The following is a 25,095-nucleotide window of genomic DNA, read 5'->3' on the forward strand; positions in this document are numbered from 1 at the left end:
CAACAAGATGACCGCGACCTACAACCGCGTTCCCGGCCTGGCGGATGTTCCGTTCGCCGTCCAGATGGAACCGAACCTGGTCGTCGAATTCTATTCGCGCTGATCCGACCAATCGGCGACACCCATCCAAGGCCGCCCTCGAGGCGGCCTTTTCTTTGTCTGTCGCGTCGGCCAGGGCGGCAATTCCACCCTGGTCATTTTTTTAGCCGCAATTCCGCGACGGCTAGTGATTCCACTTGGCTGCAAAATGCTCTAAGCGAAGCGGCAACAGAACCGTGGGCACCTGCGCCATGAATATGCTGCCAAACGTCAAATCGCTTGAGCCGATCGCCGACGAGCCGGACGGCGGATTCCATCCGCTGTTCCGCGACGTGCCATCCTCGGTCGAGTTCAACAAGCTGCGCAAGCGGCTGCTGCGGCTCACGCGCCAGGCGATCGAAGACTTCGCCATGGTGAAACCCGGCGAGCGCTGGCTGGTGGCGCTCTCCGGGGGCAAGGATTCTTATGGCCTGCTTGCCTTGCTGCTCGATCTCAAATGGCGCGGGCTGCTGCCGGTCGAGCTGCTTGCCTGCAATCTCGACCAAGGTCAGCCGAATTTCCCGAAGCATATCCTGCCGGACTATCTCGGCGGCAACGGCATTGCGCATCGCATCGAATACCAGGACACCTATTCGGTGGTCACCGACAAGCTGCCCGACGGCAGCACCTATTGTTCGCTCTGCTCGCGGCTGAGGCGCGGCCATCTCTATCGCATCGCGCGCGAGGAGGGTTGCACCGCGCTGGTGCTCGGCCACCACCGTGAGGACATCCTCGAAACCTTCTTCATGAACCTGTTCCATGGCGGGCGTCTCGCCGCCATGCCGCCGAAGCTTCTCAATGACGAGGGCGACGTCATGGTTCTGCGCCCGCTCGCCTATTGCGCCGAGGCGGATCTCGAGAAATTCGCCAGTGCAATGAAGTTCCCAATCATCCCGTGCGATCTCTGCGGCAGCCAGGAAGGGCTGCAGCGCAACGCCATGAAGGCGATGCTCGACGATATCGAGAAGCGTATGCCTGGCCGCAAGGACACGATGATCCGCGCGATGACCAATGTGCGACCCTCGCATCTGCTCGACCGAAAACTGTTCGACTTCGCCGCGCTCGATGCGCGCCTTACCATGGGAAAAGACATTTCCGATGACGTTTGACATGCAAGCGATCGACTGGCTGGCCGAGCTTCTAGCTGACGCAGCCAGGGCCGAAATCATGCCGCGCTTTCGCCGGTTGGGCGAGGGCGATATTCGCCAGAAGACGTCCGCCGCCGATCTGGTTACGGAGGCGGACGTCAACGCCGAAAGGCTGATCACTGCCAGGCTGCGCGAGCGTTACCCTACAGCGATGATCGTCGGCGAGGAGACCTGCTCCGACAATCCGGCCTTGCTCAAAGGGCTCGGCGATGCCGAACTCGCCTTCGTCATCGATCCGGTCGACGGCACCTTCAACTTCGCCTCCGGTGTGCCGCTGTTCGGCGTCATGCTGGGCGTCGTGGTCAACGGCGAGACGGTTGCCGGCATCATCCACGATCCGGTCGGCAACGACTGGCTGATCGGCGCCAAGGGGGCGGGCAGCCATATCCGCCACGCACATGGCGCGCTGGAGAGGGTGCGGGTCGCCGAGCCGGTGCCGATCTCCGAGATGACCGGCGCGATCTCGTGGCAGTATCTGAAGGAACCGGAGCGCTCGCGGCTCGCTCGCAACCACACAAAGGCGCTGTCGCAGTTCGGCTATCGTTGCGCCGCGCACGAATACCGGCTGCTGGCGAGCGGCCATGCGCATTTCGTCGTCTACAACAAGCTGATGCCGTGGGACCATCTGGCCGGCGTGCTGATCCATCAGGAGGCCGGTGGTTATGCGGCGCGGATCGACGGCGATGCCTATCTGCCGTCGCATGTCGACGGCGGGTTGTTGGTTGCGCCAGACAAGGATAGCTGGAACGAACTGCGGCGCGAGCTCTGGGCGGAATAGGATCGATTGCGCCAGCGAGGGCCAGCCGGTCGGCTGGAAGATGTCGACCTACGACCTCACGCAAATCCGGAGATGTGAATGGGCACCCAGTCCGCGATGGTCGCTCTGGCTCTCGCCATCGCCGTGACGATCACGGGTGCTGACGAAGCAGCGGCACGGGAGCGCGCCTGCGGCAGTCGCGATCCCGTAAACTCCATAGCGGAAATGTCGGCTGCCATTTACGCCTGCTGGCGGCCGCCTCACGGAACTGCCGGCCTGTCCTTGACCCTGCGGTTCTCGCTCCGCCGAGACGGAACGCTCATTGGCAAGCCGCGCGCGACCTTCTCCGTACTCGGATCGAACGATGCATTGAACAGAGCCTTCGTTGCCTCAGTCCTCGAGGCTCTCGATAAGGCCCTGCCGTTATCCTTTACCGAGAGCATGGGCGAGGCGATCGCAGGGCGCATACTTTCGCCCCGCTTCACGGTTGCGCTTGAACGAAAATCCTGAGCGGGTGGCCGTAGGCGAGGGTTTCACACCGGCGGATTGTGGGGCTGGAACAGCCTTCCGCGCTCGGCGATCAGGATCATCAGCAGGGCGGCGAGGGAAACGCTGCAGAAGCCGGCGGCCAATGGCGTGACCGAGCCGTTATAGGCCTGGCCTATCAGCGTTCCGAGCAGGCCGCCGAGAAAGGTCTGCATGAAGCCGAGGATGGAGGACGCCGTGCCGGCAAGCTCGCCGAGCGGCTCCATCGCGAGCGCGTTGAAATTCGCGCCGAGACAGCCAAATGGAACCATCGCGCCGGCAAAGAAGGCGATGAACAGCCAGAGCGGCATCTCGATCTCGAGCGAGAAGACGAGCCAGACCAGGCTGATGGCGAGGAAGAGCAGCAGCGCGCTCTGCGACAGGCGCCGCATGCCGACCTTGCCGACGAGCCGCGCGTTGAGGAAGTTCGAGAAGGCGAGCACGCCCGCGACGCCGGCGAAGATCAGCGGAAACAGCTCGCCGACATGGAAGACTTCGAGATAGATCTGCTGCGCGGAATTGATGAAGCCGAACATGGCGCCGAAGATGAAGGTGCTGGCAAAGGCATAGCAAAGCGCGATGCGGTTGGTGAGCACGATGCGGAAACCGCCGACGACGGCGTTGACGGTTAAGGGCCGCCGGTATTCCGGATGCAGCGTCTCCGGCAAGCGCAACAGCGACCATGCCGACACGATGAGCGCGCCGACGGCCATGGTGACGAAGATCCAGTGCCAGGTGGCGAAGAGCATGATGAACTGGCCGATGCCGGGCGCGACGACCGGTATCGCCATGAACACCATGAAGATCAGCGACATGACCTCGGCCATGCGGCGGCCCTCGAAGGTGTCGCGCACGATGGAGACGGCGATGACGCGGGTGGCCGCCGCGCCGATGCCTTGCACGACACGGCAGGCGAGAAGGGTGGCAAAGGTCGGAGCAACAGCAGCGGCCGCTACCGCCGCCACGTAGATGATCAGGCCGGCGACCAGCGGCGCACGGCGGCCGAAACGATCGGAAACCGGACCGAAGAAGAGCTGACCGGTGCCGAAGCCAAGGATGTAGGCTGTGATCACATACTGGCGGTGGTTTTCATTCTCGACGCCGAGCGAGGCGCCGATCTGCTGCAGTGCCGGCAGCATGATGTCGATGGCGAGCGAATTGAGCGCCATCAGCGCCGCGCAGAGCGCAATGAATTCCCAGCGCGGAATGGGCAAGCTTTTTGCCGACTGCTGCGCTAGTGCCTGATTGTCCACGGCAAAATCCGATCAATCAAACGAATACGCGCCGGTCGACCGGCGCATCAATTCGTCTCGTTCTCGAGTTCGAAAGCCAAAGTGCCGAGGTGGGGCGGCCCCGAATGTCATCGCGCAGCCGGCTGGGCCGGCCAGCGCGAGCTCAAATCAGGCGGCGCCTTTGACGCTGACGCCTTTTTCGACCAGGAAATCCTGCAGCTCGCCGGCCTGGAACATCTCGCGCACGATGTCGCAACCGCCGACGAACTCGCCCTTGACGTAGAGCTGCGGAATGGTCGGCCAGTTGGAATAGTCCTTGATGCCCTGGCGCAGCTCGGCCGAGGTCAGCACGTTCACGCCTTTGTAGTCGACCCCGACATAGTCGAGGATCTGCACCACCTGGCCGGAGAACCCGCACTGCGGGAAGCCGGGGGTGCCCTTCATGAAGAGCACGACGTCGTTGCTCTTCACTTCGCTGTCGATGTAGTCGTTGATGCCGCTCATGGGGAATCCTTTCACGCCTGTGGGAGTCAGGCTCGAAGCATGTCCATCAAATAAACCCATAGGTTGGCTGAAACAAGACGTTAGCCGCGACGCACCCGAAATGGCGCAAAGCTTTGGTCCGCCATTGGGCCAAATCCGCCAGCCGGAACTTTCCCACAAGCGGGCCGGCAGGCCGGTTCTCTTGTCCCGGTGCCGCTGACGGTTTCCCAGGTGCGCACGCGCCAGAATTATAGCTATAGCTAAATCTTGAAGCATGCGCTATCCTTGCCGGTGCCTTGGAGGAACGCGGATATGCGCGAAACGAAATCGCTGCTGGAACAAAAGCTCGATCGAAGGCTGCTTCTGGCCGGTGGCCTGGCGGCCGGCGGTACGGCGGTGATGGCGACCGCGGCGCGCGGGCAGACCGACCACGCCGGTCACGGAACGCCAGGGGCGGCCGAACCGCAGCCGGCGCACCTGTCCGCGCATGGGGCGATGATCACCGTCGGCGAGGTCGAGGATAGCCGCAACGGATTCGATCCGGTGAAGCTGCTGAGCGACTGGGAGACCGGGACGGTGTCGACGCTGCCGGACGGGCGGACACTGCGCAGCTTCGAGGTCACGGCCGAGGACAAGGAGATCGAGATCGCGCCCGGCATCCTGTTCCCCGCCTGGACCTACAATGGCCGCGTGCCGGGGCCGACGCTGCGGGCCACCGAAGGCGATCGCTTGAAGATCGCCTTCCGCAACAACGGCTCGCATCCGCATTCCATGCATTTCCACGGCATTCACGCAGCACGGATGGACGGCGTTCCCGGCGCCGGTTTGATCGGGCCGGGCGAGGAGTTCGTGTACGAGTTCGACGCCAGGCCGTTCGGCTGCCACCTCTATCATTGCCATGCGCTGCCGCTGAAGCGGCACATCCAGAAAGGTATGTACGGCGCCTTCATCATCGATCCCGATCCCGCCAGGCATCCGGAGCACGAGGCGGTCGCCCGCTCGCGCCTGCTCGGCACGCCGGAGAATGCCGGCTGGCAGGAATTCGTAATGGTGATGAACGCCTTCGACACCAATTTCGACAACGAGAACGAGGTCTATGCCGTCAACACCGTCGCCCATGCCTACGCGAAGAAGCCGATACGGGTGCTGAAGGACAAGCCTGTCCGGATCTATCTCGTCAACGTGGTCGAGTTCGACCCGATCAACTCCTTCCATCTGCATGCCAATTTCTTCGACTACTACAATCAGGGCACGACGCTGACGCCGACACTCAGGACCGTCGATCTGATCACCCAGTGCCAGGCCGAGCGCGGTATCCTCGAGTTCCATTTTAGGGAGCACGAGCCAGGCCTCTACATGTTCCATCCCCACCAGTCGGAGTTTACCGAACTCGGCTGGTCGGGCATGTTCGACGTCGTGGAGGCCTTGTCGTGACCGATGTCAGTAGCACCTCCCGGGATACACAGGCCGGTCGGCCGCGCTGGCTCTCTCTGCTCTGGATAGTACTGCCGCTCGCCGTGCTCGGGCTCGCGGTTGCGTGGATGGTCTCTTCCGACCCGTTGGCCAGCTTTCGCAACGGCGCGCCGCCGGTCGAGAACCTGACCTTCGAGCGGACAATTATCGGAAACGACGGCATTCGAATTCTCGTGCGGGCCGGCGGGTCGGAACCGATGACGATCGCACAGGTCCAGGTCGACGACGCTTACTGGCAGTTCACGCAGGATCCGCCGGGGCCGATCGCGCGCGGCGCAACGGCATGGATCAGCCTGCCATACCCCTGGGTGCTGGGGGAGGCGCATGCGATCAATGTCGTAACCAGTACCGGGACAACATTCGGGCACGATATCGCCGTCGCCGTACCCACACCGACGCGCAGTTCACCTAGCTTTGCCGCGCAAGCGGTGCTCGGCGGCTTTGTCGGCATCCTGCCCGTGGCGATCGGCCTGATGTTCTATCCGGCACTACGCGGGGTCGGGCGGAACGGCATGGACTTTCTCCTGTCGATGACCGTCGGTCTGCTCGCCTTCCTTTTCGTCGACACGCTCGAGGACGCGTTCGAACTGGCCGGCGAAGCAGCCGCCCTGTTCCAAGGGTCGACCATGATCGTACTCGCAGCCACCGCCAGTTTCCTTCTGCTCATGGCGGCAGGCCGGCGCAGCGGGACACCGACCGGGCTGGCGCTTGCCACCTTCATCGCACTCGGCATCGGCCTGCACAATCTCGGCGAGGGGCTGGCGATCGGCGCCGCCTTCGTCTCGGGCGCAGCCGGGCTCGGCACGTTCCTGGTGCTTGGCTTCACCTTGCACAACATCACCGAAGGCATCGGCATCGCAGCCCCGATCCTGAAGCAGCGACCGCCGCTCAGGACCTTCGCCATGTTGACGCTGCTCGCGGGAGGTCCCGCCGTCGTCGGCCTATGGATCGGCAGCCTCGCCTATGCGCCGCAATGGTCGGCGCTGGCGCTGGCGATCGGCGCCGGAGCGATCCTGCAAGTGATCGTCGAGATGGTTTCGCTGCAGCTTCGCCAGCGCCCCGATGGCTCGCGCGCCTTGCTCGCACCGGCTGCGATGGCCGGGCTGACAGCCGGGGTCGGCTTCATGTACCTCACGGCGATGCTGGTAAAGATCTGAGCAACGGCGGCGTCAACACTCAGTCCGGAACGCTGGTCTGCAGGGCGAGCGCATGCAGCACGCCGCCCATATTGCCTTTCAGCGCGTCATAGACCATCTGGTGCTGCTGGACGCGGCTTTTGCCGCGGAAGCTCTCGGCCACCACTTCGGCAGCGTAGTGGTCGCCGTCACCAGCCAGATCGCGAATTGTCACCTTGGCGTCCGGAATGCCTTCCTTGATCAGTCGTTCGATGTCGTGCGCATCCATTGCCATGGCAGAAATCCTGTTTTCGAGCGGGCGCAGCCCGTGCGATGAGAGTCGGGGATAAGCGTAGAGCCTTTCCGGTCCGGATTGAAGCGGTTCCATCCGTGACCGAAGCTTCACGGGACATTCCGATCCGGCTGAGCCGCGTCGCCGGCGGACACATCCTCGTGCGTCGAGTAGGCGCGACCGAGGCTGAAGGTCAGCACGTAGAGCGGCACGTTTATCGCGATGCCGACCATCGGCAAGTAGCTCGTCCACTGCCAGACCGGGGAGAAAAACGGCCGGCCGTAGCCATCGCACATAAGCGAAGAACCATACGCCCAAAGCGCTCCGATGGCGGTTGCAATGGCGAAGAGCTTGACGCAAGTGACGATATGCCTTGCCCGAGCCGGCTCCGGCAAAAGGCGCTGCCACAGCACCAGGCACAAAACAGGAATGGCGTAGACGAGGTCCTGAGCGGCCAGCAACGGGATTGCGCCGTTCGCCGCAGCAAGGAACTCGGCTCGCGTTTCGAGCCTTGGACAGACCTCGCTCGAGGTCGTCGACAGCAGCAGAAAGACGAACGGGCCGAGGAACCAGAAAAAGAACAGCGACGGCCAGAAAACCGCTGCAAGCAGCGCCCGGACCGCCAGCCTGGTCAAATGGCCTGATCCATGAAGCGCGGGAACCAGCCCTCATGGGCGGCGGTCAATTCGCTGACCGGAACGGCACGCGCCTCGCCGAGCTTCAGCATGTCGCCACCGGTCGTGCCGATCCACGGCGCGAAGATGCCGAGCTTGCCCTGCTCCGCGCGGATCCTGTCCCATTCGCCGCTTTGCGGGTCGATCGACAAGGTCAGGAGATAACGTCCTTGGTCCTCGCCGAACCAGACCGGGATCGGATCGGTGCCGGTGAGACCGGGAATGGTGGCGCCGATGCCGGATGCCATCGCCATTTCGGCCAGCGCCACGGCAAGGCCGCCGTCGGAGACATCGTGCGCGGCAGTCACGATGCCGGAAGCGATCAGCGCGCGCACATGGTCGCCGACGCGCTTTTCATGTTCGAGGTCGACGGGCGGCGGCGAACCGTCGGCGCGGCCGTGGATGTCGCGCATATAGACCGACTGGCCGAGATGGCTGCCCCATGTCGGCGGCGCGCCGACCAGCACGATCATCTGGCCCTCGGCGGCAAAGCCGATGCGGGCCATCTTCGACCAATCGGCGATCAGCCCGACGCCGCCGATGGTCGGCGTCGGCAGGATGCCGCGGCCATTGGTTTCGTTGTAGAGCGAGACATTGCCGGAGACGATCGGGAAGCCGAGCGCGCGACAGGCGTCGCCGATACCCTTAACCGCTCCGACAAACTGGCCCATGATCTCCGGCCGCTCCGGATTGCCGAAATTGAGATTGTCGGTGGCGGCAAGCGGCAGGGCGCCCGTTGCCGTCAGGTTGCGCCAGCATTCGGCGACGGCCTGCTTGCCGCCCTCATACGGGTCGGCCTCGCAATAGCGCGGCGTGACGTCGGAAGAGAAGGCGAGCGCCTTGGTTGGATGGCCTTCGACGCGCACCACGCCGGCATCGCCGCCTGGGAGCTGCAGCGAATTGCCCTGAATCAGCGTGTCGTACTGCTCCCACACCCAACGGCGCGAAGAGAGGTCCGGTCCGCCCAGCATCTTGAGCAACGCGTCGGCGACGTCGGCCTTGGGCGCGTCGTTCGCTGCAAGCGGCGCCGGCTTCTTCGTTTCGACCCAGGGGCGATCATATTCCGGCGCCTGGTCGCCCAGTTCCTTGATCGGCAGGTTGGCGACCTCGTCGCCGTGGTGCAGCACGCGGAAGCGCAGGTCGTCGGTGGTCGTCCCGACGATGGCGAAGTCGAGGCCCCATTTGCGGAAGATCGCCTCGGCTTCCTCCTCTTTCTCGGGGCGCAGCACCATCAACATGCGCTCCTGGCTTTCCGACAGCATCATCTCGTAGGCGCTCATGCGCTCCTCGCGCACCGGCACCTTGTCGAGGTCGAGCTCGATGCCGAGATCGCCCTTGGCGCCCATCTCGACCGCCGAGCAGGTGAGCCCGGCCGCACCCATGTCCTGGATGGCGATGACCGCGCCGGACGCCATCAGCTCGAGGCAGGCCTCCAGCAGGCACTTTTCGGTGAAAGGGTCGCCAACCTGTACGGTCGGCCGCTTCTCCTCGATCTTGTCGTCGAACTCGGCCGAGGCCATGGTGGCGCCGCCGACGCCGTCGCGCCCGGTCTTGGCGCCGAGATAGACGACCGGCAGGCCGACGCCCTTGGCCTGCGACAGGAAGATGGCGTTGGTTTTGGCGAGGCCGGCCGCGAAGGCGTTGACCAAGATGTTGCCGTTGTAGCGGGCGTCGAAATTGACCTCGCCGCCGACGGTCGGCACGCCGAAGGAATTGCCGTAGCCGCCGACGCCGGAAACGACTCCAGCGACCAGGTGCCGGGTCTTGGGGTGGTCAGGCGCGCCGAAGCGCAGCGCGTTCATCGCCGCAACCGGTCGCGCGCCCATGGTGAAGACATCGCGCAGGATGCCGCCGACGCCGGTCGCGGCTCCCTGATAGGGCTCGATATAGGAGGGGTGGTTGTGGCTCTCCATCTTGAAGACGACGCAGTCGCCGTCGCCGATGTCGACCACGCCGGCATTCTCGCCCGGCCCCTGGATCACCCGCGGGCCGCTGGTGGGCAGCGTGCGCAGCCATTTCTTGGAAGACTTGTAGGAGCAGTGCTCGTTCCACATCGCCGAGAAGATGCCGAGCTCGGTGAAGCTCGGCTCGCGGCCAACCAGATCGAGGATGCGCTGGTATTCGTCGGGCTTCAGCCCATGCGCGGCGACGAGCTCGGGGGTGATCGGCACGGAATTGGATATGGTCATGAGCGGCGATTGGTATCCGTGGGAGAGGGGGCTTTTCTGAGTCTCCTCTTATCGCAAGCTTTCGAGCGATACACCCCCAAAGCACGACGAAAACGCCGCAAAACCGCTGCGCCGGCACCGGCCGGTAGCGCGAGGCGCTTAGGAAAGGACAGGTCAGGAAAAACTGTCGTAGCCGGCGCGGCCCTCGTCGAGCAGGCGGCGGATGACCGCGACGCCACCGGCGACGTCCTTACTTTGCCGGGGTTGCGAAACACCGAAGCGGACGCCGTGGAAGACTTGCTCGGAACGACCGGCCTTGAACTCGTCCTCGTCGTCGATGAGCACGCCCTGCGCAAGGCAGGCATTCTTGAAGGTGCCTGAGAGCCAAGGATCCGGCAAGGTGAGCCAGACGAAGGGCACATTGTCCCGCGCCTTGAAGTCAAAGCCAGCCAGCGTCTCGCGCACGACATGGAGACGAGCTTGGATCTCGGCAATGCAGCGCTTGCGGATATCGTTGGCCTGGCCCGACATCACCAGCCTTGTTCCGACCTCCGCCAGCAGAAAGGGCAGCCCGCCGGTCATCATCTTGTGCGCCACGCGGATGCGGTGGCGGTAGGCGGGCGGGCAGGACAGCCAGCCGCCGCGCACGCCGGCCGCGACCGACTTCGACAGGCCGCCGGCTACGATCGTGCGCTCAGGGGCGTATTCGGCGAGCAGTGGCGTCGGATCGTCGGTCAATTCGCCATAAAGATCATCCTCGATCAGGACGACATTGTACTCGCGCGCTATGCGCGCGATCGCCTGGCGCCGCTCCGCCGACAGCGTCACCAGCGTCGGGTTCTTCGCCGTCGGCATCACGAACATCATCTTCGGGTGTTTTTGCGCGCAGACGCGTTCGAAATCGTCGGGATCGAGACCTTCATCGTCCGCCGAGACCAGCGCGGTACGGCGCCCGATCAGACCGGCGCTGCGCGAGATCTGCGAATAGGTGAGATGCTCGAAGACGATCGTGTCGCCAGGCGTGGTGAGCGCCGCGACCGCCGCCATCACCGCCGCATGGGTGCCAAGCGTCGGCACGATCGAATCGGGCGAGGGGTGAAAGGAATTGCGCTTGAGCCAAAGGCCGCCGGCCTCAAACCAGCGCTCCGGGAAATCCCTGGTATAGCTTGAGATGTCGTGGGGGTGCTCCTCCGCCGTCCGCGCCAGCAGTTCGGCAATCAATGCGCCTTGTCCGACATCGGGGGCGGCGGTGCTGTCGAAGCGCAGCTTGCCGCTCGGCGCATCGATGAGCCGCGTTCCGAGCGCGGCGGGCTGCAACTCGGGCTTGGGGCTCTCCGCGCGTTGCGCGAGCACATAGGTGCCGCGCCCGACCTCCCCACACACCAGCCCGCGCTCGCGCAGCAACTGATAGGCCCGGCCGACCGTGCCGACCGTAGTGCCAATGTCGTAGGCGAGGTCGCGCTGCGGCGGCAGTTTTGCACCCGCATCGATGACGCCCTTGTCGATATCTGACTCAATGCTGTCAGCAAGGCGCTGATAGAGAGGGCCGGAACCGGAAGCGAGGTCTGAGAGCCAATTTGTCATGGTGGCAATTTTTTATATTGCATCGCGAGACGAGTCAATCGATATGAGAACGCGGGTAACTAGAGTACAATTGATAGAATTGGTTGATCGCAAGATGAATACAATTGATACATTCCGTTATGACAGCGCCGAGTTGCACGGCCGCCCGTCGGGGCGCCGCGGGTTCGTTGACCGGGTCGTATTCGTGCTTCGTGCCATCGCCAGGCAAATCGAGCGAATGCTGGAACGCCGTCGCGGCCGCCTTGCGCTCTTGGAGATGACCGACGAGCAGCTCAAGGACATCGGCATTTCGCGCTGCGACGCCCATCGCGAAGGTATCAGGCCGTTCTGGGACTAAGCGCGTCGCGACGCCCTTGATTGTTGCGATGCATGTCAAATCGCTGCGCGGTTTGGGCATACATCGACCGCGAACAGAGCTTCGATGGTATGTTGATTGACGAGCGCGAAAACCGACCGTCAATCCTGCATTTGCAGGAAGTGGGCTACGGCCGAGTCACGCTGCAGCGGCGCAGGCTGAATTGCCGGCCTGCCAGCGCGCGATGTCGGAGCCTATGCGCGCGCCCAGCGGTTCGGCCATCAACGGCCCGAACACGTCCACTTTGCGGGAATTGCCTTGTGCTTGCACGACCAGCAGCGGCTTGCCGCCATAGTGGTTGGCAGGCACCAGCAGGAAGCGCGGCGTGCCGCTGTAGGAGTTGAGCTCGTTGGCCATCTGATAGGGCTTGAAGGCCGGGTCCTTGCTGGCGATCCAGCACTTGTGAGCGGCGATGGCGACCTGCTCCATGGCAAGCAGGGAAGCGCTCTTGCCAGAGGGGGGCGGCGTGGTCTTCGAGCCGGACTGGCAAGAGGCGAGCGCAAATCCGGCGGCGGCCAGGAGAGCAAGGCGAGCAATCGTCAGTCTCATGGTCAGGCCGCCCCGTTGGTCTGAAAGAATGGTCTGAAGGAATCGTCTGAAAGGATCAAGCGGCGATGCCAAGCGCGCCTTCGAACAGCGCCCGGCCGTCGCTGCCGCCGTGTGCCGCCTCGATCAGGTTCTCCGGGTGCGGCATCAGACCGAGCACATTGCCCTTCTCGCTGACGATGCCGGCGATGTCGTTGATCGAGCCGTTGGGATTGGTGCCTTCGGCATAGCGGAACACCACCTGGCCTTCGCCTTCGAGGCGCGCCAGCGTTTCGGCGTCGGCGAAATAGTTGCCGTCGTGATGCGCGACCGGTGAGCGAATGATCTGGCCCGGCTGATAGCCGCGGGTGAACATCGTGTTGGCGTTGGCGATCTCGAGCTTCACGTGCCGGCAGACGAATTTCAGCGAGGCGTTGCGCATCAGGGCGCCGGGGAGCAGCCCCGCCTCGACCAGGATCTGGAAGCCGTTGCAGACGCCGATCACCATCACGCCCTTGGCCGCCTTTTCGGCCACTGCCCGCATCACCGGCATGCGCGCGGCGATCGCCCCGCAGCGCAGATAGTCGCCGAAGGAAAAGCCGCCGGGAATGGCGATCAGGTCGACGTCCGGGATTTCGGTGTCGGTCTGCCAGACGGTCGCCGGCGCCTGACCGGAAATCTTGGTCAGAGCCGCGATCATGTCGCGGTCACGGTTGAGCCCAGGCAGGAGGACGACGGCTGATTTCATTTGGGTCGTAGGGCCTCTGGTTTTCGGCGAGTTCGCTGGTTATGCACGCGCTTCAGGAGCCTGTACATCAAATCGCTGGTGGCTTCAGGCATAACCTCTGCGCTGCAACCTCAGGTAATAGCCACACTATAATTCTCAATCACCGTGTTCGCCAGAAGCTTGTCGCACATGGCCTTGAGGTCGGCTTCGGCCTTGGCCCTGTCGGTTCCGGTGAGCTCGATGTCGAAGACCTTGCCCTGCCGCACCTGGCCGACGCCGTCGAAGCCCAGCCCTGAGAGCGCGTGCTCGATCGCCTTGCCCTGCGGGTCGAGAACTCCGTTCTTGAGGGTGACGGTGACGCGGGCTTTCATCGATACTCCTGAGTGATCGGTAGTGCGGAGGGCGGGCGCGCCGTTTCCGGCAGGCCCGCGCTGGCTGTCAGTGCTTCGTGCTCTTCGAGGGCTCGGAAGAGGCAACGAGCACCGGGCCTGTCGGGCGCGGCGGCTCGTTCTCGTTCATGATGCCGAGGCGGCGGGCCACTTCCTGGTAGGCCTCGACCAGGCCGCCCATGTCGCGGCGAAAGCGGTCCTTGTCGAGCTTGTCCTGAGTGGCGACGTCCCACAGCCGGCAGGAATCCGGCGAGATCTCGTCGGCGACAACGATGCGCATCATGTCGCCCTCGAACAGGCGGCCGCACTCGATCTTGAAGTCGACAAGCTGGATGCCGACGCCCAGGAACAGGCCGGAGAGGAAGTCATTGACGCGGATAGCCAGCGCCATGATGTCGTCGATCTCCTGCGGGCTGGCCCAGCCGAAGGCGGTGATGTGCTCTTCCGACACCATCGGGTCGTCCAGCGCATCGGCCTTGTAGTAGAATTCGATGATCGAGCGCGGCAGAACCGTGCCTTCCTCGATGCCCAGGCGCTTTGCGAGCGAGCCGGCGGCGACGTTGCGCACCACCACCTCAAGCGGAATGATCTCGACTTCCTTGATCAGCTGCTCGCGCATGTTCAGCCGGCGGATGAAATGGGTCGGGATGCCCATACGATTGAGGTGATTGAAAATGTGCTCGGAGATGCGGTTGTTGAGCACGCCCTTGCCGTCGACCACCTCATGTTTCTTCTTGTTGAAGGCGGTGGCGTCATCCTTGAAGAACTGGATCAGCGTCCCGGGCTCAGGTCCTTCATAGAGGATCTTGGCCTTGCCTTCGTAAATGCGGCGGCGATTTTTCATCTGATTTTTTCTCTGGATTGGCGGGCAGGCGGCAAGCGACCAGTTCCTGTCCGTCTGCCTAAATTAGTTGTGGCGACGGGTGCGTTCAATGCCGGTGTCTATAGCAATCGTAATGTTTGCTCAATCGGCAAATCCAGCCGATCAACCGCTTTCGGAACCGAAATGCCGCAGCGCAGCATGGGACGTTGCATATTGACCGGCCCGCGACCTTTTGGTTTGTGCTGGGTAAGCACACATATTCATAGCCAAGCGAATCGATTTGATCGGAGGGACGCATGAGCAGCATGAAAGACCGCGAAGAGGGCTTCGAGCGCAAATTCGTCTTCGACGAGGAGCTCCGCTTCAAGGCCTCGGCGCGCCGCAACAGAGCGCTCGGCCTGTGGGCCGCCGAAAAGCTGGGCAAGAGCGGAGCCGATGCCGAGGCCTATGCCAAAGCGGTAGTCGTCTCCGACATCGAGGAGGCCGGCGACCATGACGTCTTCCGCAAAATCCGCGAGGACTTCGACGCCGCGGGCGTCAACCAGTCGGACCATCAGATCCGCCGCACCATGGACGAGCTGATGGCGCAGGCGATCGAGCAGGTCAAGAACACGTAAAAATCGTTGGACCAATCGACCGCCCGGCTCAGCCGGGCGGTTTTCTTTGCCTTGCCGCCGTTTCCGGCTGAGACTGCGGATCGTTACCAAGGAAGTTCCGATGTCGCTCAAGTCCCGCCTGGCCGCCGACGAAACGCTGTTCACCGCCTGGTCCGGCGTGCCGGACGCGCTGACGGTAGAGATCATCGCCAAGCAGGGCTTTGATGCCGTTACCCTCGACATGCAGCATGGCGGCCACCACGAGGACAGCGTTCTGCGCGGCCTGGTGCCGGTGCTTGCCGCCAACAAGCCGGCGCTGGTGCGCATCCCGGTCGGGCGCTTCGACATGGCGAGCCGGGCGCTCGATTTCGGCGCCGAGGCGGTGATCGCGCCGATGGTCAATTCCGTAGACGACGCCAGGCAGTTCGCCGCAGCGATGAAGTATCCGCCGATGGGCGAGCGTTCTTGGGGCCCGACCTATGCCTTCCCGCGCCATGGCAAGGGTGACCATGCCGAGTGGCTGCGCGACTCGAACCAGCGCACCATGGCCTTTGCCATGCTCGAGACGCGTGCGGCGTTCGAGGCGCTGGATGGAATCCTCGAGACGCCCGGCATCGATGGCATCTTCGTCGGGCCGTCGGATTTCTCGATCGCCTGGTCGAACGGCACCACCGTCAATTCGACGCTGGAAAGCATGATGGAGACGGTCGCCTCGATCGCCGAGCGGACGCGCAAGGCAGGCAAGCACGCCGCGATCTATGTCATCGAGCCGGCCGTGGCCGGCCGCGTCGTGTCGATGGGCTATCGGCTGCTCGCCATGGGTTCTGACCACACGCTGATCTCGCTCGGAGCCAGGACGCTGCTGAAGAGCATGCGGGATTCGATCGGCGCCTGAGGCGCCGGCGTTTCAAGGCTCCTTCAATTCCGTCAGGAACTTGGCGAAAGTCATCGATCCCTCCGGCCAGGGGCCGAAGCCCGCGTCCTGGTTGAGATGGCCGGCGTCGCCGGCGTCGATGAACAGCGAACCCCAGGCGGCGGCGATATCCTCGGCAACCTCAAAGGCGCAGAACGGGTCGTTGCGGCTGGCGATCACGATCGACGGAAAGGGCAGGGGATCGCGCGAATAGGGCCCGAAGGTCATCAGGTGCCTCGGCCTGATCTCCGGATTGGCGACATCAGGGGGCGCCACGAAGAAGGCGCCCGCGACCGGCTTCTGGAATTGCGGGATCGCCTGCCCCGCCGCCGCCACACCCAGCGAATGCGCGACGATGACCACCGGCCGCTCGGCCTCGTTGACAGCTTTCGCTACACTTGCCGTCCAGTCCTCGCGCACGGGTTTCGTCCACTCGGCCTGTTCGACCCTGCGTGCCGTCGACAATTTCGATTGCCAGCGGGTCTGCCAATGCTCGGGACCGGAGTTGGTGTAGCCGGGTATGATGAGGATATCGGCGTCCTTGACTTTCATGGCGCCGATGTAGCGAGCGCCCCTGTCTGATGCAACCGGCCGGTGGAATGCAGTGGCATCACAAAGGTGAACAACGTGTTCGATTCTTTCAACCTTGTGTGAACGATGGTGATGAACGATCTGGAGAGGGAACAGGAATGACTAATAAACGTCGGAGCGACTGCCCATCGTGAGATCGGCGCACGAACGGAGAGTGCGATGAGCGAACTGCCTTTTGCCGCGACCACCCCGGTCAGCGTCGCGCGTGTCGGGTTGAAGGCGCGCGATGCCGAAAACCTTGCCGCCTATTATCGTGCCGTCGTCGGCCTGCAGGAGTTGAGCCGCGCCGATGGCGCGATCACCCTCGGCGCCGCGGGCCGCCCGCTGCTGGTGCTGGAGCAGGATGCCTCGGCCAAGCCTGACGACCCGCGCAGCGCCGGCCTTTTCCACACTGCGTTCCTGCTGCCGTCGCGCGCCGATCTCGGCCGGTGGATCAGCCATGCCGCCGCCAACCGGATCGGCATCGAAGGCGCCTCGGACCATCTGGTCAGCGAGGCGCTCTACCTCACCGACCCTGAAGGCAACGGCATCGAGATCTACGCCGATCGCCGTCCGCAGGATTGGAAATGGAACGGCGACAAGATCGCAATGTCGACCGAGCGGCTGAATCTCCCCGCGGTCGTCGCCAGCGTGCCCGTCGGTGATGCCGGCTGGCAGGGAGCGCCGGAAAACACCATTGTCGGCCATGTCCACCTGCGCGTCGGGCGTCCGGAAGACGCCGAAGCGTGGTGGCATGACGAATTCGGCTTCGACACGGTCGCCAAATATGGCGGTCAGGCGGTGTTCCTGTCCTCCGGCCACTACCACCACCATATCGGTGCCAATTCCTGGCGCAGCGCCGGCGCCGGCCGCCGCGATCCCTCCCGCTCGGGCCTCGCCTGGGTCGAAATGCGCTCGGATAACGTGAAGGCCGAGACGACGCGTGAAGATCCCTGGGGCACGGTGATCAGGACGGTGCCTGGCAAGGCCTGATTAGGCTGCGCCACGCTAGCGGGGCGCCCTTCACTCGGACTCAAGCCTCTCCAAACACCCGCTTGAAGATCGTGTCGACATGCTTGGTGTGATAGCCGAGGTCGAACTTCTCGCGGATCTCGGCCTCGGGCAGTGCCGCTGTCACGTCCTTGTCGGCAAGCAGTTCCTCAAGGAAATCAGCACCTTGCTCCCATACCTTCATGGCATTGCGCTGCACCAGGCGATAGGCATCCTCGCGTGACACGCCAGCCTGGGTCAACGCCAGCAGCACGCGCTGCGAATGCACCAGGCCGCGGAACTTGTTGAGGTTCTTCTCCATGTTCTCGGGGTAAACGAGCAGCTTATCGACGACACCGGTCAGGCGTGCCAAGGCGAAGTCGAGCGTCACCGTCGCGTCCGGTCCGATCATGCGCTCCACCGAGGAGTGCGAGATATCGCGCTCGTGCCACAGCGCCACATCCTCCATGGCCGGCATGGCGTAGGAGCGGACCATGCGGGCAAGGCCGGTGAGATTCTCGGTCAACACCGGGTTGCGCTTGTGCGGCATCGCCGACGAGCCCTTTTGTCCCGGCGAGAAATATTCTTCCGCTTCCAGCACCTCGGTGCGCTGCAGATGCCGGATCTCGACGGCCAGGCGCTCGACCGACGAGGCGATCACGCTGAGCGTAGCGAAGAACATCGCATGGCGGTCTCGCGGGATGACCTGAGTCGAGACCGGTTCCGGCTTCAGGCCGAGTTTCTTCGCCACATGCTCTTCGACATAGGGATCGATGTTGGCGAAGGTGCCGACCGCGCCCGAGATGGCGCAGGTGGCGATGTCTTCGCGCGCGTGCAGCAACCGCTCGCGGCAACGCGAAAATTCGGCATAGGCCAGCGCCAGCTTGACGCCGAAGGTGGTCGGCTCGGCGTGGATACCGTGGCTGCGGCCGATGGTGATGGTATCCTTGTGCTCGAAGGCGCGGCGCTTCAGGGCCACAAGCAGCGCGTCAATGTCGGCAAGCAGGATGTCGCTGGCGCGTGTCAATTGCACCGCAAGACACGTGTCGAGAACGTCCGACGAGGTCATGCCCTGGTGAATGAAGCGGGCGTCCGGTCCGACGAATTCGGCGAGATGGGTCAGGAATGCAATCACGTCATGCTTGGTGACGCGCTCGATCTCGTCAATTTTGCCAACGTCGAATTTGGCAGCGCCGCCCTTCTCCCAAATCGTCTTCGCGGCTTCCTTCGGGATGACGCCGAGCTCGGCCAGCGCATCGCAGGCATAAGCCTCGATCTCGAACCAGATGCGGAACCGGGTTTCGGGCGACCAGATGGCGACCATTTCCGGCCGGGAATAGCGAGGGATCATGGTTTCTTAGTCCTGCTGGGAGAAGCTTTGGCCGCGTCCTAACAGAGGCCGGCTCAATGCTCAACGCCGCCGGCGTGCAAACCAGATGCTGGCGGCGGCAAGTACGGCAAAGCCGAACGGAAAATAGAGCCGGACGCCCAGGACGACGAACTGGTAGAGCGCGGCGAGGACCGTGAACACGAACTCAGACGCCCAGGTCCGCGTGAAGGCCGGCGCGTGCCACTCGGCGTAGTAAGAACGGTATTGCAGGGCAAACAGCCCGCCGGTGAAAGCGAGCGTCGCGCCAAGCAGGCATACGAAAGCTGCGGCGAGCGCGGTTTCCCAGTGGCGGCCGCGCGATACCAGTGCGGCGAACGTCAGCCCGACCGAAAAAGCAAGCGCGCCGCCGAGCGCATAAAGCAGCACGACGAAGCGGGCGCTGTCCGGCGTCTCCCAATAATACAGATTGAGGAAAGTGCTCGCCGCCATCGCAAGCCCCCACAGCAGGGCGCCGACAATTGCCGAGCTTGCTGATGGCAGAGCGTCGCGCAGGCGGTTTGCCAGGCGCAGACGCAAGGAGGCCGGCTGCAGCGACGTTACGGTCACTGGGCCACGTTCCGCGGCGAAAAGCGGTTCGCGTTGCGTGGTGTTGGCAATGCTCCCTGTCTCATTGGCACCATGGCTATCATGCCATGGTGAACAAGACATGCCGCTCGATGCATCCAATCCCGCGGCCGTTTGTTATTGTGGGCGGCCGACAGGGACGCGCGGCCACCCACCGGAGGGACCAGCATGACCGTCGATCTTAGTAAGATACGCGAGCATATGGAAGTAGTCGGCGCCGATGGCGTCCATGTCGGTACCGTCGACAAGGTCGAGGGGCAGCGCATCAAGCTAACCAAGGCCGACAGCGGCATGGGCTCGCACAAAGGCCACCACCATTATGTTCCGCTGGCTCTGGTCGCGGAGATCGAAGGAAAGAAGGTCTGGCTCTCGGCGAATTCGGAAGTCGCGGTGACGTTCGAGGAAGAGAAGTCCGACCCGACCTGACCGGCGTCCAGAACTCTAGCGGGACGACCAGACCGGAAAGAGATCGCCGTCGGCCGGCGTCGCCGCGTGGACGCCGCGGCTGATGGCGCGGGCCATCGTAGACCCCGCTGCGGCATAGAGATCGATCGCTGCATCGGCGCTGAGTTCGATGCCGCTCCTGCCGGTCGCGAGCGCAAAGACGAGATCGCCGTCGGCCGGTGTGTGCGTCGGCCAGATGGCGCGGGCAAATCCGTCATGCGCCGAAATCGCCAGCCGTTTGGCGGCCGACTTGGAAAGCACGGCATCGGTGGCAATGACGGCAATCGTCGTGCTGGCGCCCTCTGGCTGTTCCCCTGCGCGCCTGTCGCGGTACTTCAAGAGTATCTTCCTCGCGTCTTCCGGTATCGGGTCGGGATAACCCAAGCCGCCGAATTCATCGCCGATCTCGAAGGGAGCGGCCCAGAAATGGCGGCTGCGTCCGACCGTCACCGAACCGGTCGGGTTGACGGCGGCGAGCGCGCCGATGGTGACGCCGCTGTCGAGCATCGTCGAGGCCGAACCCAGCCCGCCCTTCAGACCGGAAGTCAGCGCGCCGGTACCGGCGCCGACCGTACCGAGCGGGAAATCGGTCGTTGTCGCCTGAGCCGCCTCGTAGCCAAGCTCGCGATAGGGCGGATAGCGGCCCCAATCCTTGTCGCCGCCATTGCGCAGGTCGAAGAGGATCGCGGCCGGCACGATCGGCACGCGAAAACCACCTACCTCGACGCCGATGTTTTTCTCCCGCAGCGCCGCCTGGACGCCGGAAGCGGCATCGAGGCCGAAGGCCGAGCCGCCGGACAGCACGACTGCGTGAATGGTCGCGATCGAGTTTTGCGGCTCGAGCAGGTCGGTCTCACGCGTGCCCGGTGCGCCACCCAGCACCTGGACTCCAGCCACCGCCGGCTCCTCGCAAAGCACTACCGTGACGCCGGACTTCAGCCTGGCGTCAGCAGCATTGCCGACGGTGAGTCCGGCGACGTCGGTGATCAGGTTGCGTGGACAGGTGCGGAACATCAGTTTTCCTCCAGCGGCACGAAATGGGAGCCGTCGAAACGGAAGGCGCGGAATGGGTTTTGGCTGAGATCACCCTTTTCGTCGAAGCGGACGGTACCGATAGCGGTCGCGAAATCATGGTCGGTCAGCGTCTTGGCGAGCGGCTTGCCGGAGCTTTCTGCGTCGACCGCTGCCGCCTTGGCGATCTCCACCGCGGCATAAGCCGGCAGCGTGTAGCCGTCGGTCACGATCTTCCTTTCGCCAAAGGCCTGCACGACCTTGGGGTCCGCGACTTCTGACCACTCCGGCAGCGCGATCATCAGTGTGCCGGCCGCATAGGGCACATCGCCGGGTGGCGTGCGCAGCGTCTCGCCGCCGGCGAAGGTGATGCCGGCATTGAGCGAGGCAGCGTCGCGCCCCATGATGGCGATGTCGTCGCCGTCGCCGCCGGCAAACACTTTCGTAGCCCCCGCTTTCTTCAGGCGGCCGATCAGCCCGATCTGGTTGTCGAGCTGCGGCCGGAACGTGTCGACGAAGACCGGTTTCAGCGCCGCCTGCTCGGCGGCCGCGCGGAAAGTCTCTGCGATCTCTCGGCCATAGATGGTGCCGTCATCGATAACGGCGAACAATTCGTTCTGCCAGAGCCGAGTGAGGATCGTGGCCACCGCATTGCGTTCGTCGTCGCCGCGCGGGCCAAGCCGGTAGACCGGCCAGCCGGTCTTGGCGCGGCGGTCGGTCAGGCTCTCGGTGCGCACGCCGATCGCTATGACCGGAATGTTGGCATCCTTCAGGATCGGCAGCGCCGCCTCGATCGCTTCGGTGCACAGAAAACCGACAACGATGTTGACCTTGGCATCCACGAACTGCCTGGCAGCCGCTGCACCGCCATCGGCAGTGCAGGCGTCGTCAACGGTTTGGACGGCGACGCCTTCGGCCTCCGCCGCCAGCGCGGTCCCCGCCTCGATCTGCTTGCCGAGGATCGCCGACGGCCCCGACAGCGGTGCGGCGACGCCAACCAGCGTCTCGGCATGGACGCTCGCGGCCAGCCAAAGCAGCGCGGCTAAAGTCGTCGTGAGAAGGCGCATTCGGGCGAAGAGGTCCTCCGTGCCGGGAGTATTGTTCCGGCACTATTCCAGCAAAGACCTAAAGGCTGCCTAATCCCGGTGCAACACGCGAATTCAGGATTGCGCTCAAGCACTTCGCTTGTGTCATACAATATGCAGCCATATATAACGAGCTTCCGTTTTGGCAGGTGGATCATCGGGTGCTGAAGATTAATGACATCGGGCCGCAAGCCTATCGCGATGCGATGGCGCATTTTGCCGGCCATGTGCATGTGGTGACCACGGACGGCCCGGCCGGGAGACGAGGCGCAACGGTGATTGCCGCCTGCTCGGTCTCGGATACGCCGCCCGCCGTGCTTGTCTGCCTCAACCGCGAAAATCCCAAGAACGAGGCCTTCATCCGGAACGGCAATTTCGCGCTGAACACGCTCGCCTCGGACCAGGAGGCGCTGTCGGTCGGCTTTTCCGGCATCACCGGCCTGCCGTCCGAGGAGCGCTTCGCGCTCGGCGAATGGGACGTGATCTCGACCGGCGCGCCGACGCTGAAAGGCGCGCTCGCCGTCTTCGATTGTCAGATCATCGATACCAAGGATTTGGCCACCCACCGTGTGCTTTTTGGCAAGGTGACAGGCCTGCGCATCGGCGATAATTTGCGGCCGCTGATCTACCACAACCGCGACTACCACGTTCTGTGAAAACCGCTCTTGCGCTTTGATGGGTTTGAGGCGCGCCCCCGTGGCGTGAAGGCGATGCTGCCGCGTGGCGACGAGTTCCGCGCCGTGCACAATCTCGGACGCGCTGGCCGATCCTTGCGCCCCGCTCGCCCAGCGGCCGGCCGCACCTGTGGACCTGCGGCGCTGGCTGGGAACTGGCGACAGGCGGGCCGCGTAGCCATATGTTTCGCAGCGATATATTCCTCTGGGACGTTCCCCGAGAAAACAGACTTTGTGAGAAGCGACGATGGACGAGAGCATTTATCTCGATGAGCTCCGCGATCCCCTGATCATCGCGGAAGGCTGGATGAAGAACTGTAAGAATGTCGCCATCGCGACCGTGGTCGAAACCTGGGGTTCGGCCCCCCGCCCGATCGGCAGCCATCTGGTCATCGACGCCGAAGGCAATTTCCACGGCTCGGTGTCGGGCGGCTGTGTCGAGGGCGCGGTGGTGGCCGAAGCGATCGACGTCATCGGCTCGGGCAAGCCGAGGATGCTGGAGTTCGGCGTCGCCGACGAAACCGCCTGGCAGGTGGGGCTGTCCTGCGGCGGCCGCATCAAGGTCTATGTCGAGCGGCTGGGTTGACTGCGGATGGATCCGTATGTTCTGAAAACATTGAACGAAGAGCGCCGCGCCAGGCGCGCCGCGGTGCTGGTCACCGACCTCGGTGACGGCCGCGACCGCATCGTGCGTGAAGGCGACCGCGTCGCGGGCGAGCTCGGCGCGGCGATCGCCAGTGCGTTCCGCACCGGCATCTCTCGATCGGTGGAAGCGGAAGGGCGGACTTTCTTTCTCAATGCGCATCTGCCGCGCCCGCGCCTGGTGGTGGTCGGAGCGGTGCATATCAGCCAGGCGCTGGCGCCGATGGCCAGGATCGCCGGCTATCCGGTCGAGATCATCGATCCGCGCACCGCCTTCGCCACGCCGGAGCGCTTCCACGATGTGGCGCTGCATGCCGAATGGCCGGAAGATGTGCTGAAGCGCAAGCCGCTCGACAGCTACACCGCGCTAGCCGCCGTCACCCACGATCCGAAAATCGACGATTTCGCGCTGAAGGCGGCGCTCGACGCCAGGTGCTTCTATGTTGGGGCGCTTGGCAGCAGGAAGACTCACGCCAAGCGGGTCGAGCGTCTGCTGGCGCTCGGCGCCAGCGCCGACCAGATCGCCCGCATCCATGCACCGATCGGGCTGGACATCGGCGCCGCGAGCCCGGCCGAGATCGCCGTCGCGGTGCTGGCACAGACCATCCACGCCTTCCGCTCGCGCGGCCTGGAAAGCAAAGGCGCGGTGGCGTGAAGTTCGGCCCGATCGCGATCGATGAGGCCGAAGGCGCGGTGCTGGCGCATGCGACCACTGCCGGCGAGCGGCGATTCCGCAAGGCGCATCGGCTGAACGGCGAGGACGTTGCTGCGCTGAAGGCGGCCGGCATCAGCGAAGTCGTCGTGGCCGTTCTGGCTCCCGATGACCTCGGCGAGGATGCCGCAGCCGAAAAGATCGCGTTGAGCATGTCCCATCGCAACGTGGAGACGAAGTCCGCTGCAACGGGACGCGTGAACTTGCATGCCGAAGCCGCAGGCGTCTTCACCGTCGACGCCAAGATGATCGACGCCATCAATGCCATCGACCCGGCGATCACCATCGCTACCCTGGCGCAGCACGCGCCTGTCGAGGCGGGCCAGATGGTGGCGACGGTGAAGATCATTCCGTTTGCCGTCGCTGCGAGCCTAGTCGATGCGGTGGCCAGGATTTGCGCCGGCGGCGAAATCTGCGCCGTCAACGCCTATCGCCCGGTCAATGTCGGCGTGATCCAGACGACGCTGCCCGGCTTGAAGCCGAGCGTGCTCGACAAGACGCTGCGGGTCACCGAGGCGCGGCTGGCGCGCTCCGGCGGCCGGCTGAAGGCGGAGCGGCGCACGCCGCATGACGTGACGCTTGTTGCGGAAGCAGCAAGCGCGCTGGCGCGCGACAACGACATGGTGGTGATCTTCGGCGCCTCGGCGCTGGCCGATTTCGCCGATGTCATCCCTGCCGCGATCGAGAAGGCGGGCGGCAAAGTCATTCGAGCCGGCATGCCGGTCGATCCCGGCAATCTGCTGGTGCTCGGAACGCTCGACGGCAAGCGCGTCATCGGCGCGCCCGGCTGTGCCCGCAGCCCGAAGGAAAACGGTTTCGACTGGGTGCTGGACCGGCTGATCGCCGGGCTTGACGTGACGGCGGGCGACATTGCCGGCATGGGCGTCGGAGGCCTGTTGATGGAAATCCCGTCCAGGCCGCAGCCGCGCGAGCCGCTGCCGTCGCGGTCGGCAAAGGCGGAGCCGAGGGTCGACATCGTGCTTCTCGCCGCCGGGCGCTCCAGCCGCATGGGCGGGCCGAACAAACTGCTGGCGCTGTTCGACGGCAAGCCGCTGGTGCGGCGCACCGCCGAGCGGGCGCTGGGATCGAAAGCGGCCAACGCCATCGTCGTCACCGGCCATCAGCGCGAGCGGGTGCGCTCGGCGCTCTCAGGTCT

The 25,095-nt window shown here is 64.2% G+C and carries 29 protein-coding genes and 2 pseudogenes; 16 read left to right on the top strand and 15 right to left on the bottom strand.

What is annotated here, in order from left to right; genetic code table 11:
* From EOA79_RS14035 to EOA79_RS14050, 4 genes and pseudogenes are all read left to right on the top strand, one after another.
* A pseudogene (locus tag EOA79_RS14035) lies at positions 1 to 103 on the top strand (30S ribosomal protein S4); the annotation flags it as partial.
* Between the two features lie 187 nt (positions 104 to 290).
* On the top strand, positions 291 to 1,187 hold the full coding sequence (gene ttcA / locus EOA79_RS14040) for a tRNA 2-thiocytidine(32) synthetase TtcA (protein ID WP_095825341.1): 897 nt from the start codon (positions 291 to 293) through the stop codon (positions 1,185 to 1,187).
* The gene (locus tag EOA79_RS14045) at positions 1,177 to 2,004 is read left to right on the top strand and encodes an inositol monophosphatase family protein (RefSeq protein WP_095825264.1); all 828 of its coding nucleotides are present in this window, start codon (positions 1,177 to 1,179) and stop codon (positions 2,002 to 2,004) included. The genes ttcA and EOA79_RS14045 overlap by 11 nt, the downstream gene beginning before the upstream one ends.
* A 78-nt stretch (positions 2,005 to 2,082) precedes the next feature.
* Entirely contained in the window at positions 2,083 to 2,493 is a 411-nt protein-coding gene (locus EOA79_RS14050) for a hypothetical protein (protein ID WP_095825265.1), read from the top strand.
* A gap of 23 nt (positions 2,494 to 2,516) precedes the next feature.
* On the opposite strand, the gene EOA79_RS14055 is transcribed toward EOA79_RS14050, so the two are convergent.
* Both EOA79_RS14055 and grxD read right to left on the bottom strand, forming a co-directional pair.
* Positions 2,517 to 3,716 carry a multidrug effflux MFS transporter gene (locus EOA79_RS14055; RefSeq protein ID WP_164748144.1) on the bottom strand — a complete coding sequence of 400 codons (1,200 nt, stop codon included), beginning with the start codon at positions 3,714 to 3,716 and terminating at the stop codon, positions 2,517 to 2,519.
* A 192-nt stretch (positions 3,717 to 3,908) separates the two neighbouring features.
* Positions 3,909 to 4,244 carry a Grx4 family monothiol glutaredoxin gene (grxD, locus tag EOA79_RS14060; RefSeq protein WP_066995148.1) on the bottom strand — a complete coding sequence of 112 codons (336 nt, stop codon included), beginning with the start codon at positions 4,242 to 4,244 and terminating at the stop codon, positions 3,909 to 3,911.
* 291 nt (positions 4,245 to 4,535) lie between these two features.
* On the opposite strand from grxD, the gene EOA79_RS14065 reads away from it, so the two are divergent.
* On the top strand, positions 4,536 to 5,657 hold the full coding sequence (locus tag EOA79_RS14065) for a multicopper oxidase domain-containing protein (RefSeq protein WP_095825266.1): 1,122 nt from the start codon (positions 4,536 to 4,538) through the stop codon (positions 5,655 to 5,657).
* Positions 5,654 to 6,853 carry a ZIP family metal transporter gene (locus tag EOA79_RS14070; RefSeq protein ID WP_127334779.1) on the top strand — a complete coding sequence of 400 codons (1,200 nt, stop codon included), beginning with the start codon at positions 5,654 to 5,656 and terminating at the stop codon, positions 6,851 to 6,853. Before EOA79_RS14065 ends, EOA79_RS14070 begins: the two co-directional genes overlap by 4 nt.
* A 19-nt stretch (positions 6,854 to 6,872) precedes the next feature.
* On the opposite strand, the gene EOA79_RS14075 is transcribed toward EOA79_RS14070, so the two are convergent.
* The 4 genes from EOA79_RS14075 to EOA79_RS14090 form a co-directional block, all read right to left on the bottom strand.
* A complete protein-coding gene (locus EOA79_RS14075; protein ID WP_023674714.1) occupies positions 6,873 to 7,106 on the bottom strand; it encodes a BolA family transcriptional regulator in 234 nt (77 codons plus the stop codon).
* A 107-nt stretch (positions 7,107 to 7,213) separates the two neighbouring features.
* Complete coding sequence (locus EOA79_RS14080) at positions 7,214 to 7,738, bottom strand: hypothetical protein (protein WP_095825268.1); 525 nt, start codon at positions 7,736 to 7,738, stop codon at positions 7,214 to 7,216.
* Complete coding sequence (gene purL, locus EOA79_RS14085; protein ID WP_095825269.1) at positions 7,735 to 9,966, bottom strand: phosphoribosylformylglycinamidine synthase subunit PurL; 2,232 nt, start codon at positions 9,964 to 9,966, stop codon at positions 7,735 to 7,737. Before purL ends, EOA79_RS14080 begins: the two co-directional genes overlap by 4 nt.
* A 153-nt stretch (positions 9,967 to 10,119) precedes the next feature.
* The gene (locus tag EOA79_RS14090; protein WP_095825270.1) at positions 10,120 to 11,529 is read right to left on the bottom strand and encodes a PLP-dependent aminotransferase family protein; all 1,410 of its coding nucleotides are present in this window, start codon (positions 11,527 to 11,529) and stop codon (positions 10,120 to 10,122) included.
* Between the two features lie 94 nt (positions 11,530 to 11,623).
* Between EOA79_RS14090 and EOA79_RS14095 the strand changes: the two genes are divergently transcribed.
* Entirely contained in the window at positions 11,624 to 11,866 is a 243-nt protein-coding gene (locus EOA79_RS14095) for a DUF1127 domain-containing protein (RefSeq protein WP_095825271.1), read from the top strand.
* Between the two features lie 156 nt (positions 11,867 to 12,022).
* Here EOA79_RS14095 and EOA79_RS14100 read toward each other — a convergent pair whose 3' ends face one another.
* From EOA79_RS14100 to purC, 4 genes are all read right to left on the bottom strand, one after another.
* Entirely contained in the window at positions 12,023 to 12,433 is a 411-nt protein-coding gene (locus tag EOA79_RS14100; RefSeq protein WP_095825272.1) for a hypothetical protein, read from the bottom strand.
* Positions 12,434 to 12,488: 55 nt separating this feature from the next.
* Entirely contained in the window at positions 12,489 to 13,157 is a 669-nt protein-coding gene (gene purQ / locus EOA79_RS14105; RefSeq protein ID WP_067328327.1) for a phosphoribosylformylglycinamidine synthase subunit PurQ, read from the bottom strand.
* A gap of 110 nt (positions 13,158 to 13,267) precedes the next feature.
* Entirely contained in the window at positions 13,268 to 13,507 is a 240-nt protein-coding gene (gene purS, locus EOA79_RS14110; RefSeq protein ID WP_095825273.1) for a phosphoribosylformylglycinamidine synthase subunit PurS, read from the bottom strand.
* Between the two features lie 67 nt (positions 13,508 to 13,574).
* Positions 13,575 to 14,369: a phosphoribosylaminoimidazolesuccinocarboxamide synthase gene (gene purC / locus EOA79_RS14115; RefSeq protein ID WP_040969563.1), complete on the bottom strand. Its 795-nt coding sequence runs from the start codon at positions 14,367 to 14,369 to the stop codon at positions 13,575 to 13,577.
* 275 nt (positions 14,370 to 14,644) lie between these two features.
* On the opposite strand from purC, the gene EOA79_RS14120 reads away from it, so the two are divergent.
* Together EOA79_RS14120 and EOA79_RS14125 are read left to right on the top strand one after the other, a co-directional pair.
* Complete coding sequence (locus tag EOA79_RS14120; protein WP_066995175.1) at positions 14,645 to 14,965, top strand: DUF1476 domain-containing protein; 321 nt, start codon at positions 14,645 to 14,647, stop codon at positions 14,963 to 14,965.
* Positions 14,966 to 15,065: 100 nt separating this feature from the next.
* Entirely contained in the window at positions 15,066 to 15,839 is a 774-nt protein-coding gene (locus tag EOA79_RS14125) for an HpcH/HpaI aldolase/citrate lyase family protein (protein ID WP_095825274.1), read from the top strand.
* A 12-nt stretch (positions 15,840 to 15,851) separates the two neighbouring features.
* Here EOA79_RS14125 and EOA79_RS14130 read toward each other — a convergent pair whose 3' ends face one another.
* Positions 15,852 to 16,409: an alpha/beta hydrolase gene (locus EOA79_RS14130; RefSeq protein WP_128293064.1), complete on the bottom strand. Its 558-nt coding sequence runs from the start codon at positions 16,407 to 16,409 to the stop codon at positions 15,852 to 15,854.
* 198 nt (positions 16,410 to 16,607) lie between these two features.
* Here EOA79_RS14130 and EOA79_RS14135 point away from each other — a divergent pair, with 198 nt between their 5' ends.
* The gene (locus tag EOA79_RS14135) at positions 16,608 to 17,420 is read left to right on the top strand and encodes a VOC family protein (protein WP_095780610.1); all 813 of its coding nucleotides are present in this window, start codon (positions 16,608 to 16,610) and stop codon (positions 17,418 to 17,420) included.
* A 40-nt stretch (positions 17,421 to 17,460) separates the two neighbouring features.
* Here the strand turns inward: EOA79_RS14135 and purB are convergent, their stop codons facing one another.
* Both purB and EOA79_RS14145 read right to left on the bottom strand, forming a co-directional pair.
* A complete protein-coding gene (purB, locus tag EOA79_RS14140) occupies positions 17,461 to 18,768 on the bottom strand; it encodes an adenylosuccinate lyase (protein ID WP_127334780.1) in 1,308 nt (435 codons plus the stop codon).
* Positions 18,769 to 18,828: 60 nt separating this feature from the next.
* Positions 18,829 to 19,317, bottom strand: a complete 489-nt coding sequence (locus tag EOA79_RS14145; RefSeq protein ID WP_245479149.1) for a hypothetical protein — start codon at positions 19,315 to 19,317, stop codon at positions 18,829 to 18,831.
* 222 nt (positions 19,318 to 19,539) lie between these two features.
* Between EOA79_RS14145 and EOA79_RS14150 the strand changes: the two genes are divergently transcribed.
* On the top strand, positions 19,540 to 19,797 hold the full coding sequence (locus tag EOA79_RS14150) for a DUF2171 domain-containing protein (RefSeq protein ID WP_095800838.1): 258 nt from the start codon (positions 19,540 to 19,542) through the stop codon (positions 19,795 to 19,797).
* A 15-nt stretch (positions 19,798 to 19,812) separates the two neighbouring features.
* Here EOA79_RS14150 and EOA79_RS14155 read toward each other — a convergent pair whose 3' ends face one another.
* Both EOA79_RS14155 and EOA79_RS14160 read right to left on the bottom strand, forming a co-directional pair.
* A complete protein-coding gene (locus EOA79_RS14155) occupies positions 19,813 to 20,829 on the bottom strand; it encodes a P1 family peptidase (protein ID WP_095825276.1) in 1,017 nt (338 codons plus the stop codon).
* Positions 20,829 to 21,893 carry a branched-chain amino acid ABC transporter substrate-binding protein gene (locus tag EOA79_RS14160; RefSeq protein ID WP_128293066.1) on the bottom strand — a complete coding sequence of 355 codons (1,065 nt, stop codon included), beginning with the start codon at positions 21,891 to 21,893 and terminating at the stop codon, positions 20,829 to 20,831. Before EOA79_RS14160 ends, EOA79_RS14155 begins: the two co-directional genes overlap by 1 nt.
* Positions 21,894 to 22,072: 179 nt before the next feature.
* Between EOA79_RS14160 and EOA79_RS14165 the strand changes: the two genes are divergently transcribed.
* The 5 genes and pseudogenes from EOA79_RS14165 to EOA79_RS14185 form a co-directional block, all read left to right on the top strand.
* The gene (locus EOA79_RS14165; protein WP_067328468.1) at positions 22,073 to 22,567 is read left to right on the top strand and encodes a flavin reductase; all 495 of its coding nucleotides are present in this window, start codon (positions 22,073 to 22,075) and stop codon (positions 22,565 to 22,567) included.
* A 3-nt stretch (positions 22,568 to 22,570) separates the two neighbouring features.
* A pseudogene (locus EOA79_RS33565) lies at positions 22,571 to 22,763 on the top strand (VWA domain-containing protein); the annotation flags it as partial.
* Between the two features lie 69 nt (positions 22,764 to 22,832).
* Entirely contained in the window at positions 22,833 to 23,171 is a 339-nt protein-coding gene (locus EOA79_RS14175; protein ID WP_095825278.1) for an XdhC family protein, read from the top strand.
* A gap of 6 nt (positions 23,172 to 23,177) precedes the next feature.
* Complete coding sequence (locus tag EOA79_RS14180) at positions 23,178 to 23,882, top strand: XdhC family protein (RefSeq protein ID WP_095825279.1); 705 nt, start codon at positions 23,178 to 23,180, stop codon at positions 23,880 to 23,882.
* A partial coding sequence (locus EOA79_RS14185; protein ID WP_128293067.1) for an NTP transferase domain-containing protein occupies positions 23,879 to 25,095 on the top strand: 1,217 nt, incomplete at its 3' end. The genes EOA79_RS14180 and EOA79_RS14185, both read left to right, overlap by 4 nt.

The sequence above is a fragment of the Mesorhizobium sp. M1A.F.Ca.IN.020.03.2.1 genome (assembly GCF_004023205.1).
Lineage (GTDB): Bacteria > Pseudomonadota > Alphaproteobacteria > Rhizobiales > Rhizobiaceae > Mesorhizobium.

Excerpts from the sequence above, each read along its gene's own strand:
- ttcA (WP_095825341.1), top strand. The coding sequence starts at position 291 with ATGAATATGCTGCCAAACGTCAAATCGCTTGAGCCGATCGCCGACGAG.
- purB (WP_127334780.1), bottom strand. The coding sequence starts at position 18,768 with ATGATCCCTCGCTATTCCCGGCCGGAAATGGTCGCCATCTGGTCGCCC.
- EOA79_RS14130 (WP_128293064.1), bottom strand. The coding sequence starts at position 16,409 with ATGAAAGTCAAGGACGCCGATATCCTCATCATACCCGGCTACACCAAC.
- purS (WP_095825273.1), bottom strand. The coding sequence starts at position 13,507 with ATGAAAGCCCGCGTCACCGTCACCCTCAAGAACGGAGTTCTCGACCCG.
- EOA79_RS14100 (WP_095825272.1), bottom strand. The coding sequence starts at position 12,433 with ATGAGACTGACGATTGCTCGCCTTGCTCTCCTGGCCGCCGCCGGATTT.
- EOA79_RS14180 (WP_095825279.1), top strand. The coding sequence starts at position 23,178 with ATGGATCCGTATGTTCTGAAAACATTGAACGAAGAGCGCCGCGCCAGG.
- grxD (WP_066995148.1), bottom strand. The coding sequence starts at position 4,244 with ATGAGCGGCATCAACGACTACATCGACAGCGAAGTGAAGAGCAACGAC.
- purL (WP_095825269.1), bottom strand. The coding sequence starts at position 9,966 with ATGACCATATCCAATTCCGTGCCGATCACCCCCGAGCTCGTCGCCGCG.
- EOA79_RS14175 (WP_095825278.1), top strand. The coding sequence starts at position 22,833 with ATGGACGAGAGCATTTATCTCGATGAGCTCCGCGATCCCCTGATCATC.
- EOA79_RS14050 (WP_095825265.1), top strand. The coding sequence starts at position 2,083 with ATGGGCACCCAGTCCGCGATGGTCGCTCTGGCTCTCGCCATCGCCGTG.
- EOA79_RS14045 (WP_095825264.1), top strand. The coding sequence starts at position 1,177 with ATGACGTTTGACATGCAAGCGATCGACTGGCTGGCCGAGCTTCTAGCT.
- EOA79_RS14160 (WP_128293066.1), bottom strand. The coding sequence starts at position 21,893 with ATGCGCCTTCTCACGACGACTTTAGCCGCGCTGCTTTGGCTGGCCGCG.
- purC (WP_040969563.1), bottom strand. The coding sequence starts at position 14,369 with ATGAAAAATCGCCGCCGCATTTACGAAGGCAAGGCCAAGATCCTCTAT.
- EOA79_RS14135 (WP_095780610.1), top strand. The coding sequence starts at position 16,608 with ATGAGCGAACTGCCTTTTGCCGCGACCACCCCGGTCAGCGTCGCGCGT.
- EOA79_RS14155 (WP_095825276.1), bottom strand. The coding sequence starts at position 20,829 with ATGTTCCGCACCTGTCCACGCAACCTGATCACCGACGTCGCCGGACTC.
- EOA79_RS14065 (WP_095825266.1), top strand. The coding sequence starts at position 4,536 with ATGCGCGAAACGAAATCGCTGCTGGAACAAAAGCTCGATCGAAGGCTG.
- EOA79_RS14095 (WP_095825271.1), top strand. The coding sequence starts at position 11,624 with ATGAATACAATTGATACATTCCGTTATGACAGCGCCGAGTTGCACGGC.
- EOA79_RS14075 (WP_023674714.1), bottom strand. The coding sequence starts at position 7,106 with ATGGCAATGGATGCGCACGACATCGAACGACTGATCAAGGAAGGCATT.
- purQ (WP_067328327.1), bottom strand. The coding sequence starts at position 13,157 with ATGAAATCAGCCGTCGTCCTCCTGCCTGGGCTCAACCGTGACCGCGAC.
- EOA79_RS14150 (WP_095800838.1), top strand. The coding sequence starts at position 19,540 with ATGACCGTCGATCTTAGTAAGATACGCGAGCATATGGAAGTAGTCGGC.
- EOA79_RS14090 (WP_095825270.1), bottom strand. The coding sequence starts at position 11,529 with ATGACAAATTGGCTCTCAGACCTCGCTTCCGGTTCCGGCCCTCTCTAT.
- EOA79_RS14120 (WP_066995175.1), top strand. The coding sequence starts at position 14,645 with ATGAGCAGCATGAAAGACCGCGAAGAGGGCTTCGAGCGCAAATTCGTC.
- EOA79_RS14125 (WP_095825274.1), top strand. The coding sequence starts at position 15,066 with ATGTCGCTCAAGTCCCGCCTGGCCGCCGACGAAACGCTGTTCACCGCC.